The following is a 10,364-nucleotide window of genomic DNA, read 5'->3' as shown; positions in this document are numbered from 1 at the left end:
GGAGCGGGGGAGCAGAGGAGCGGGGGAGCGGGGGAGCAAGGACTCATTTGTGATCGGGCAATCTTGAATAGCCAATCTGTTCTCATCTTTGAAATTGAAGATACGGGTCCGGGTATTGCGCCAGAAGAAATTTCCACTTTATTTGAAGCCTTTGTACAAACGGAAACGGGTCGTCAATCCTTAGAAGGAACGGGTCTGGGTTTACCGATTAGCCGCCAGTTCGTGCAACTGATGGGTGGGGATATCACGGTTAGCAGCACGGTGGGTAAAGGAAGTGTTTTTAAATTTGATGTGGAGGTGGAGCGGATTGGGGCATCGGAGATCGAAACAACTCAGCCAACTTATCGAGTCATTGGCTTAGAACCCGGACAACCTGATTATCGTATCTTAGTGGTTGACGATCGCCTCGAAAGTCGTTTGCTGTTGACGAAACTGCTGACATCGGTGGGCTTTTCCGTGCAAGAAGCTGTTAATGGTCAAGAAGCTATTAACCTGTGGTCAAGTTGGCACCCTCATTTGATTTGGATGGATATGCGGATGCCTGTGATGGATGGCTATGAAGCCACTAAACGCATTAAAGCCCATTTGAAGGGTCAAGCCACTATCATCTTAGCGCTGACGGCAAGTGCCTTTGAAGAGGAGCGTTCTATCGTTTTGTCAGCAGGCTGTGATGACTTTGTTCGCAAGCCCTTTCGAGAAGGAGTTATCTTTGAGAAGATGGCTCAATACTTGGGGGTGCGCTACGTCTGCGAAGACCGTGAGCAGCCGTTGGTTGTTAGCCGTCAGCCCCATGCCCGTACTCAAGGCGGTGAGTTGAATACTTTAAGCTTATTGGTAATGCCAGCAGGGTGGGTCGATGAGCTGTACCGGGCGGCTGATGCGATTGATAACGAGCAGATGTTCCAGCTAATCGAGCAAATTCCCGCCGAGCATACCCCTCTAGCCCACGCTTTAACCGATTTGGTCAACAACTTCCGGTGCGATCGCATTATCGATTTAATTGAAGAAGCAAAACAGGAAATGGAGGAGTAGAGACGCTTCCCAAGAGCGCGTCAGCAACCTAGTTCTAAATAAGCCAAAATTCCGTAGGCTAGACCATTGGAACGTAAGCAGCCTTCTCGAAGAGTCACCCAGCTTTACCCTAGAAAGTGTTAGCTTTCGCTGTCGCTCAACTCAACCTACAATCTTCATAATTCCTAAGTTACAAAATGATGCATATGGATGGTAATCAACCTGAGGAAAATCAAGGAAATATTTTAATTGTTGACGATACACCAGAAAATTTACAACTTTTATCAGCTACCCTCTCCGAGCGAGGATATAAAGTTCGGGGTGTCGTTAAAGGACAAATGGCAATCCGAGCAGCAAAATCGGCTCCCCCCGATCTGATTTTACTTGATATTAGAATGCCGGAGATGGATGGCTACCAAGTCTGTGAACATCTAAAAGCCGATCCGACAACCGTTGAAATTCCAGTCATTTTTATTAGCGCCCTTGATGAAGTTTTAGATAAAGTTAGAGCCTTTGCCATTGGTGGTATTGACTATATCACTAAACCGTTTCAAGTTGAAGAGGTTCTGGCACGGGTTGAGAACCAACTGACGATTCGCAGGCTCTCTCAAAAACTCCAAGCACAAAATCAACAACTGCAACAGGAAATTCAAGAGCGGCGCAAAGCTGAAAAAGCCGCCGAAGACGCCTCGCAAGCGAAAAGTGAATTTTTGGCGAACATGAGCCACGAACTCCGCACTCCCCTGAATGCCATCTTGGGTTTTACCCAAGTCATGAGCCGCGATGCTGAACTGAATACTGAGCAGCGGGACTATTTAAGTATCATCAATCGCAGTGGTGAGCATTTGTTGGAGTTAATTAACGATGTTTTAGATTTATCCAAAATCGAGGCAGGAATTATTTCGCTCTATGAGAGCTGTTTTGACTTATATCGCCTCCTCGATACCTTAGAAGAAATGTTCCAAATTAAAGCGATTCAAAAAAAATTGCAGCTTATCGTTAGTGTTGACGCTAATGTGCCGCAGTATATAAAAACAGATGCCAAAAAATTGCGGGTTTGTTTGATTAATCTCCTGGGAAATGCCATCAAATTTACAGAATTCGGAACCGTGACGCTGCGAGTCAGCGTGGCAGGGGATATCACGGATGAGTTACTGACTAAGGGCAGTTTGGCTAAAGAAAATGATAAGTTATCTACACCGAGGACTGTTAAAATCCTTCAGTTTGAAGTGGAAGATACCGGACTTGGCATTGCCCCCGAAGAACTCGATAGCTTGTTTACTGCCTTCATGCAGACGGAAACTGGACGGAATGCTGCTGAAGGAACGGGTTTGGGTTTAAGCATTACCCAAAAATTCGTCCAACTGATGGGGGGAACGATTGGTGTTAGCAGTGTTTTAGGGGAGGGAACAACATTTCAATTTAATATCAACATTACTGAGGCAAATGCACCGGATATCGCCACGAAACCCCGGCGACGAGTGATTGGTTTAGAGTCAAACCAAACCCCCTATCGCTTGCTGATTGTTGACGACACCCAAGAAAACCTCCTGTTGCTGCTGAAGTTACTTGAACCGATTGGTTTTGAAGTTCGGGAAGCGGAAAACGGGGCTGAATGCGTGGCGGTTTGGGAGCGTTGGCAACCCCACTTGATTTTCATGGATACGCGAATGCCTGTTATGGATGGATTGGAGGCGACTCGACAGATTAGAACTCGGGAAAGAGACTTGCCTCTCTCCACCAATCCACCAGCCGCTCAACCTCTAAAAACCATCATCATTGCCCTAACTGCCAGTGCCTTTGAAGAACGGCGAGTAGAAATTTTGGCAGCCGGGTCGGATGATTTTGTCCGGAAACCCTTTGCAGAAGATATAATCTTTGAAAAAATAGCTGAATACTTAGGAGTTCGCTACGTTTATGAAGCGTTGCCGCCATCCTCAATAACCTCTCGACGAATCAATGTGATCGCTAAAACATTTGATGAAGTTTTCCAATCAGAATTGGCAGCAATGCCCTCAGGGTGGATCGCCAAGTTACATCAGGCAGCTAATCAACTGGATGAAGAGTCTATTTATCAGTTGATTCAACAACTCCCCGATAGCAAAGCGACATTAGCTGAAACTTTAATGGAGTTACTCAAAGAGTTTCGTCTAGATGTAATTATACAGCTCACTGAACCTATTATCAACTAGCTTAAAAATGAATATTACCACGAACCGCAGAAAAATATCCAGACTAATCGATACGACTAAGATAACAATTCTAGTGGTTGACGACCAACCCAATAATCTGCGTTTTTTATCCAATGTCTTGATGGAGCAAGGATACAAAGTGCAACGAGCTATCTCTGGAGAATTAGCATTGACTGCAGCCATTACCACTCCTCCGGATTTGATTTTGCTTGACATTATGATGCCAGAGATGAATGGCTACGAAGTCTGTCAACGGTTAAAAGCGACTGCTCAAACCCAGGATATTCCTATTATTTTTTTAAGTGCTTTAAGTGAAGGACATGATAAAGTTAAAGGGTTTCAAGTCGGTGGGGTTGATTACATTACTAAACCTTTTTACATTGAAGAAGTTTTAGTACGGATCGAAAATCAACTCACCCTGCAAGCCCTGCAAAAGAATCTACAAGAGCAAAATACCTTACTGCAACGGGAAATTCGCGATCGCCAGCAGAAGGAAGAGGCACTGCGGCAGAGTAAGCACTTTATCGAGCAGATTGCCGAAGCCACTCCCAGTATTTTATATCTTCATGACCTCAGAGAACAGCGAAACATCTATGCCAATTGTGAAATTGCCCTAACTCTCGGCTACACACCAGAAGCCGTGCAAAAAATGGGTTGTGAGGTGTTTCCCAATCTTATGCACCCGGAGGATTTAGAGAAACTCCCCGCCTACTTCAAACAGTTTGACACCGCTAAAGACGGCGACATCTTTGAGATTGAGTACCGGATGCGAGACGCCAACGGGAATTGGTGCTGGTTAAACAGTCGGGATACTGTCTTTGCCAGAACTGCCGATGGCAAACCCCTACAGATTCTCGGCATTGCCACCGACATTACCACTCGCAAGCAGGCAGAGAATGAAATCCGTCTGCTGTTGGCAACCACTCAAGCTGTTAACGGTGCTGATGAGTTAACGAGTGCAATGGATGTGATTGTGCGCTTAATTTGTCAAACCATCGGCTGGGATGTTGGAGAAGCCTGGATTCCTGCTGATGAGGGTACAGTTTTAAACTATGGCGCGGGTTGCTATGGGGGTGAACTCTCTGGAGAAGAATTTCAACACTATCGAGAAACCTTCACTCTGGATGCGGGTGTAGAACTGCCGGAGCAAGTTTGGTTATCTGGACAACCGGAATGGATAGAAGCGGTTGGTGAAACTAAAATGAATCAGGAATCGCCCGTTGCAGTACCCGGTAGATTTCAAACCGGTTTTGGCGTACCCATTGCCGATAACAAGCAAGTGCTGGCAGTTTTGGTTTTCTATAACCGTACTCAATGCCTACCCAATCCCCATTTGCTAGCGCTGGTTCAAGCTGTTGCCGCCCAGTTGGGGGCACTGGTTGGGCGCAAATTGACAGAAGCTGCCCTCAGAATTAGTGAAGAACGCTTGCAACTGGCATTAGAAGGCAGTGCTTTGGGGTTGTGGGATTGGAATATTGGGACGGGACAAACCTATTATGACCCACAGTGGAAAAAAATACTGGGGTATGAGGTTAACGAGATTGAGAATACCTATCAATCCTGGGAGCAACTGCTTCATCCCGAGGACAAGCCAAGGGTAATGGAGAGGTTAAGTGCTTATCTAGAGGGGAGAAGTATTGAGTATGATGTGGAATGTCGGATGCTGACTAAATCGGGGGGCTGGAAGTGGATTGCGGCTCATGGGAATATTTCTGAACGGGATGAAGCCGGGAATCCCTTGCGAATGACGGGTACAAACAAAGATATCAGCGATCGCAAACAATCGGATGAGGCGTTGCGGGAGTCGGAAACCCGAGAACGAGAAAAGGCACAACAGCTCGAACAGACGCTGCGGGAGTTGCAGTGTGCTCAAGCACAACTGGTTCAGTCTCAAAAATTGTCGGGTTTAGGACGAATGGTGGCGGGAGTGGCACACGAAATCAACAACCCTGTCAACTTTATCTACGGCAATCTTATCCATGCCAAGGAGTATTTCCAAAACCTGCTGCGTCTCATTGAATGTTACCAGCAAATCTATCCCCAGCCCACTCCAGAAATTCAGGCTCTGAGTGAAGAGATCGATTTGGAATTTCTCGTAGCAGATTGGAAACAACTCATGAACTCTATGGAAGTGGGAGCCGAGCGCATCCATGAAATTGTGCGATCGCTACAGCTTTTTTCTAGACAAAGCGAATCCCAGCTCAATCAACCCGTTGATATCCATGAGGGTATTGATAACACCTTACTCATTTTGCAACATCGGCTCCGGGCACAGGGCGATCACCCACCGGTTGAAGTTCTTAAAAATTACGGTCAATTGCCAAAAGTCACCTGTAATGCCAGCCAGTTAAATCAAGTATTTATGAATTTGCTATCGAATGCTCTTGATGCCTTGGAACAGGAGTCAGATCTCAGTAGTCCGGAAACACAGACGAGACGCAGGATTACCATTCATACCTCTGTAAAACCTGAGACATCTCCATCTACCAATCCCCCAGCCGTTGTCATTCAGATTGCCGATAACGGTTCCGGCATGAGCGAGGAGGTATGCCAACAGATCTTTGACCCCTTTTTTAGTACAAAGTCGGTCGGCAAGGGGACGGGCTTGGGCTTATCCATTAGTTACCAGATTGTGGTCGAAAAACATGGAGGTAATCTCCGTTGTGTCTCGGCTTTAGGGAAAGGGACGGAGTTTTTTGTAGAAATTCCGGTCAGACCGCCCAAAAATGCGTGGCTAACTAGATTTTAGCTGAACCGAGTAGAGTTTTGTGGATTTTTTCCCGGTCTGCTTTAAGGAAGGTCTAAGATAGATTCAGTGACTGGGTGCAGACTTTATTCAATCCTACGCAGTGAAGCAATCACTACTGGAGAAGGAAGAGGTAGCCAATAGAACAACGGATATACAGAATTCATTATGGATTGATGAAGGAGCTAATGTTGATCGGGGGCAAAAGTTGAATTCATATCCCTTATCCCCTGCCGTTTCCTTATTGGTTTCTGGGCAAACTCTCGATAGACTAGGCGCAGCTTCTTTACCGTTTAATGATTTTAACTTGGTCGGGGACGCTTTATGAATTTTGAAAACGATTACCAGCAGTGCTTTGATAAAATCCTGTGGTCTACCGCACAGTTACAGATTAAAATCCCCAAGCCCCTGCTTTTTAAAATAACCAAGCTGATTGTTCAAACCATGACGGGACGCTGGCGCTATTTTCATTCAATCGAGCATATTTTGGCAGTCGGTGGATCTACAGATGCCATTGAAATATTAGCAGCTTTATTTCACGATATTGTCTATGTGCAGGTTGATGGCAGCGTCCAATTCAACCTCACACAATATTTGGCTCCCTTTATTCAAGAGGATCAAGAAAAATTGTATATCCGGAAACAAACCGAGTTGCCGGATGATGCCATTTTCGATATGGTGGCAGCCGTATTTAATTGCATTCCTGGTTCTGAACTGTCCCCATTTGCAGGGCAAAATGAGTTTTTGAGTGCAGTTGTGGCTGCCAAGGTGCTAGAACCATGTTTCAGTCCGGCACTCATTGTTCAGATTGCCGCCTGTATCGAAGCGACGATTCCCTTTCGATCAAAATCTGAATCCGGGTTAAGTCCTAGCGACTTACTGTACCAGCGCTTGCACTTGATTAACCATCAGTTCTATCTGCAGCTAACTGACGAGGATATTGTGCAAACGGTGAAGCGCTCCGTTAGAGTATCTAATCGGGATGTTGGTGGTTTTGCTCATCCCAGTTCTGCTGTTTTTTTAGCCAATACCTGGAGTTTGATGCCAGAAACGAACCACAATCTTCAAAAATCTGGCTCTTATACCGTGCGAGATTACCGAATCGCCATCCAGAAGATGTGGGGATTTATGAATTTTCTGAAGCCAGAGCTGATTTTTAGACAGTTTCAAGGCGAACCGGATGACCAAACCTATCAAGATTTAGTCGAGCGAGCCGAGATCAATCTGGAGGTGTCACGGCTTTACTTACAGAGCAAACTTGCTGCGAACGCCATCCTCGAAGCACTATCTTTGCGGTTAGGGCAAGATATTTCCTTGGCAATCATGATGGGAGAATTACCAGATTCTGGATTTTCTTTAGGTCGGTTGGGCGATTCATTTCCCAGTCTTCTCAACCCCTACCAACCTACAACGGATATTGAAAAGGAAGTATGGCAGTTACTGGCAATCGGGCGCAGTGATACGACTAATTACGACTTAAAAAATTCTCCATTAACGGCGTTTGTCGTTGAGTATATCGGGTTTGATGGAATTCGACAAATGTGGCAGCGATCGCAGGACTTTTTTCAAGGAATTATGGCATCAGAGGAATTTCTCGCAAGCTGCAATACGAATATGGTGACCCTTATCATTAACGAAGTCGCTAAACTTTTAGAAAATCGCAAAACTGCCTTGTGTCGCTCCTGCAAACCGTTGCATACCAATTTTGCCAACAGCTATATTCAAGACTAGGATCAAGTTTGCCTGTTTATGCAAATTGAAGTTATTTTTTATAATCCCAAGGTTAAGATTAGATACTTAAGGAATTAAAGATTAAACTTCCGTCATGACTTCAAGTTACCTTAACAAAGTTAGTTTTGTTAGTCGGTGGCGATGACTTCGTGGGTAAATCTTAAAATCAGCCCGGAGTTTTAACTCCGGGCTAATAGCTTAAGTCCACGCTTTGTGGGCTGAAAGTCTTATCCAGTCGTCTAAAAAGGACAGCTAACCCATCTTTTGAAGGTTACTTGTCCGGAATGTCAGCAGAATGGGTGGAAAAACTAAATCAGGCAGCGATTCAATGCTTGGAGGGTGAAATTATTCGTTTGTGCGAATAAATTCCCGCCATTGATGTCCCCCTTGCTAAAACCTTAAAAGACTGGACAGTAACGTTTTATTCGATCGCGTCATAGACCTAATTCAACAGGCTCGAATGGCAGCATGAATTCCGATCAAACTAACACCCCCAAGGCAACTATTCTCGTCGTGGATGATACGCCCCATAACCTGCGCGTGTTATACGCCATACTAACGAATCGGGGCTACAAAGTTTACAAAGCTCTCAATGGCAAACTAGCTTTGTTCTCAGCACAGGAGGCTCCACCGGATTTGATTTTACTCGACATCAATATGCCGACGATGAGTGGCTACCAAGTCTGCAAGCAGCTAAAGGCGGATCAGCGCACCAAGGAAATTCCGGTGATTTTTATCAGCGCTCTGGATGATGCCTTGGATAAGGTTAAAGGGTTTAGAGTCGGTGGCATAGACTATATCACCAAGCCATTTCAGCAGGAAGAGGTAATTGCTCGCGTTGAGAATCATCTGAATATCCAAGGGTTGCAAAATGCTCTGCGTAACGAACAGGAGAAGTCAGAGCGATTGTTGCTGAATACGCTGCCCCAGGCGATTGTTGAGGAGTTGAAAGAGCGATCGAGTGCTACACCCACCCAATTTGAAGATGCCTCGTTCCTGTTTGCCGATATCGCTAGTTTTACCCCCAAATCTAGCTCAATGACACCCAGAGAGGTGGTAAATTTGCTGAATCAGATATTTTCGGCTTTTGATGAACTAGTTCAGCGACACGGTGTTGAGAAAATTAGAACGATTGGGGATTCCTATTTTGTGGCAGGGGGGGTGCCTCTCGTGCGCGATGATCATGCTGAAGTCATTGCTGAGATGGCACTGGATATGCAACAAGCGATCGCTCAATTTAAATGGTCGAATGGGGACCCTTTAACCTTGAGAATTGGTATCAATACGGGAGGACCTGTCGTCGCCGCTGTGATTGGCTTTAAAAAATTTGCTTATGATGTGTGGGGAAATACGGTGAATATTGCCTCTCGCATGGAGACTACCGGAGAACCGGGCAAAATTCAAGTGACTGCCGCAACTTACGAGCGGTTAAACCATAAATATGAGTTTGAGAAACGGGGAGCGATCGCGGTTAAGGGTAAGGGGGAAATGATTACCTATTGGCTGACGGGGAGGAAAGTTGGCAACGGCTGCTGATGGGGAAGGCACACTACCTAGTGCATCTCGGCAGGAGTTTTTGACTACTTCAAGGGAGACAAGGGGGACAAGGAGGATTTTAGCTGGTCACTTATTTCCGCCACGCTGCACTAGTAAAATAGGAATCATAAAAATTGCTTGCGGTGAGAGTTGCCTGTGAATGATAGCGCGTTGATTCTTCCTGCTGACTGGCAGGATTGGGTAACAGTGGTTGGCTATGTTGCCTTTACTGTTTTTATTATCTGGCGTGTGTTTACTTCCCGGTGAATCCCTTTGTCAGTGGTGTGTTAAGGCTGTTCCTTCGTTGTACATCCCCACTGCATCAGAGTTGGCGGAATGATTCCCAGTTTAGGACATCTTCTAATAATGCCTGATAACCCGCTACGTTAGGATGAAGACCATCTGGAGAGAGACGCTTCATCCACCAATCACTTCCCCGCTTCATCCACAGATCAAAAATATCCAAATAAGGAATCTGACGCCTCAGACAAGCTAGGCGAGTTGCTTCTTTATAGCGATATTGATCGGCATGATTGAAGTAAAAACAATCTAAAAAGGGCATCTTGGCTTCATCTACTGGCACCATGCCGACAAATAGCACTTGACACAGGTTTTGCCCCTGGTCGAGGAGGTTTGTCAATTCTGCCTCGAACCCATCGAAGTCGGTATAATTTCGTCCGTCGGCACGTCCGAGACGGGCAGAGTCATTTACTCCCACAGACAAAATAATCGTATCCGGGACACGATTTTTCAATTCACCGCGACGGCGAAACTCATGTTCGAGACGCTCTTGCACTTGCTTGACGCCATCGCCTCGAACGCCCAAATTGTAAAGGACATGACCTGGAGTACTGGGCGACATCCATTGGCGTCTCAGTCGTTCTACCCAGCCCCCCCCTTCGGGATCACCAAAGCCATAGACAAGGCTGTCTCCCAAAACCACTAGCTTTAGGGGCTGTCGATCAGTTTTATAAAAGGGCTGAAAACTAGGACGGGCAACTGTTTGCATAGACGATAGTATCTATATCAGTCGATTGTTAACAACTCGACACATTTGCAAGAGTTTACACAATAGTACGCTATTCCCTGCACTGATAAAAATAGGGTTTTTCAATGGGGAATGGGGAGTGGGGAGACAAGGGGACAAG

At 45.8% G+C, this 10,364-nt stretch carries 7 protein-coding genes; 6 read left to right on the top strand and 1 reads right to left on the bottom strand.

Annotation, left to right across the window (positions count from 1 at the left end; genetic code table 11):
* The 6 genes from IQ257_RS27410 to IQ257_RS27385 all read left to right on the top strand — a co-directional run.
* Positions 1-1,032: response regulator (locus IQ257_RS27410; protein ID WP_193933380.1), on the top strand; the 1,032-nt coding region annotated here is incomplete at its 5' end.
* Between the two features lie 176 nt (positions 1,033-1,208).
* Positions 1,209-3,203: a response regulator gene (locus IQ257_RS27405; protein ID WP_228061081.1), complete on the top strand. Its 1,995-nt coding sequence runs from the start codon at positions 1,209-1,211 to the stop codon at positions 3,201-3,203.
* Between the two features lie 7 nt (positions 3,204-3,210).
* A complete protein-coding gene (locus IQ257_RS27400) occupies positions 3,211-5,952 on the top strand; it encodes a PAS domain-containing protein (RefSeq protein WP_193880893.1) in 2,742 nt (913 codons plus the stop codon).
* A 100-nt stretch (positions 5,953-6,052) separates the two neighbouring features.
* The gene (locus IQ257_RS27395) at positions 6,053-6,277 is read left to right on the top strand and encodes a hypothetical protein (RefSeq protein ID WP_193880890.1); all 225 of its coding nucleotides are present in this window, start codon (positions 6,053-6,055) and stop codon (positions 6,275-6,277) included.
* Complete coding sequence (locus IQ257_RS27390) at positions 6,274-7,680, top strand: hypothetical protein (protein ID WP_193880887.1); 1,407 nt, start codon at positions 6,274-6,276, stop codon at positions 7,678-7,680. The genes IQ257_RS27395 and IQ257_RS27390 overlap by 4 nt, the downstream gene beginning before the upstream one ends.
* Positions 7,681-8,148: 468 nt before the next feature.
* Complete coding sequence (locus tag IQ257_RS27385; protein ID WP_193880884.1) at positions 8,149-9,216, top strand: adenylate/guanylate cyclase domain-containing protein; 1,068 nt, start codon at positions 8,149-8,151, stop codon at positions 9,214-9,216.
* Between the two features lie 322 nt (positions 9,217-9,538).
* On the opposite strand, the gene IQ257_RS27380 is transcribed toward IQ257_RS27385, so the two are convergent.
* The gene (locus IQ257_RS27380) at positions 9,539-10,225 is read right to left on the bottom strand and encodes a GDSL-type esterase/lipase family protein (RefSeq protein ID WP_193880881.1); all 687 of its coding nucleotides are present in this window, start codon (positions 10,223-10,225) and stop codon (positions 9,539-9,541) included.
* Positions 10,226-10,364 lie beyond the last annotated feature (139 nt).

Source organism: Coleofasciculus sp. LEGE 07092 (assembly GCF_015207375.1).
Lineage (GTDB): Bacteria > Cyanobacteriota > Cyanobacteriia > Cyanobacteriales > Coleofasciculaceae > LEGE-07092.
The sequence above is the reverse complement of the archived record's forward strand: the minus strand, read 5'-3'. Positions and strand labels throughout refer to the sequence as shown.

What these genes read in the sequence shown, in the direction of transcription:
- IQ257_RS27405 (WP_228061081.1), top strand. Translation starts at nt 1,209, where the DNA reads ATGATGCATATGGATGGTAATCAACCTGAGGAAAATCAAGGAAATATT.
- IQ257_RS27400 (WP_193880893.1), top strand. Translation starts at nt 3,211, where the DNA reads ATGAATATTACCACGAACCGCAGAAAAATATCCAGACTAATCGATACG.
- IQ257_RS27390 (WP_193880887.1), top strand. Translation starts at nt 6,274, where the DNA reads ATGAATTTTGAAAACGATTACCAGCAGTGCTTTGATAAAATCCTGTGG.
- IQ257_RS27385 (WP_193880884.1), top strand. Translation starts at nt 8,149, where the DNA reads ATGAATTCCGATCAAACTAACACCCCCAAGGCAACTATTCTCGTCGTG.
- IQ257_RS27380 (WP_193880881.1), bottom strand. Translation starts at nt 10,225, where the DNA reads ATGCAAACAGTTGCCCGTCCTAGTTTTCAGCCCTTTTATAAAACTGAT.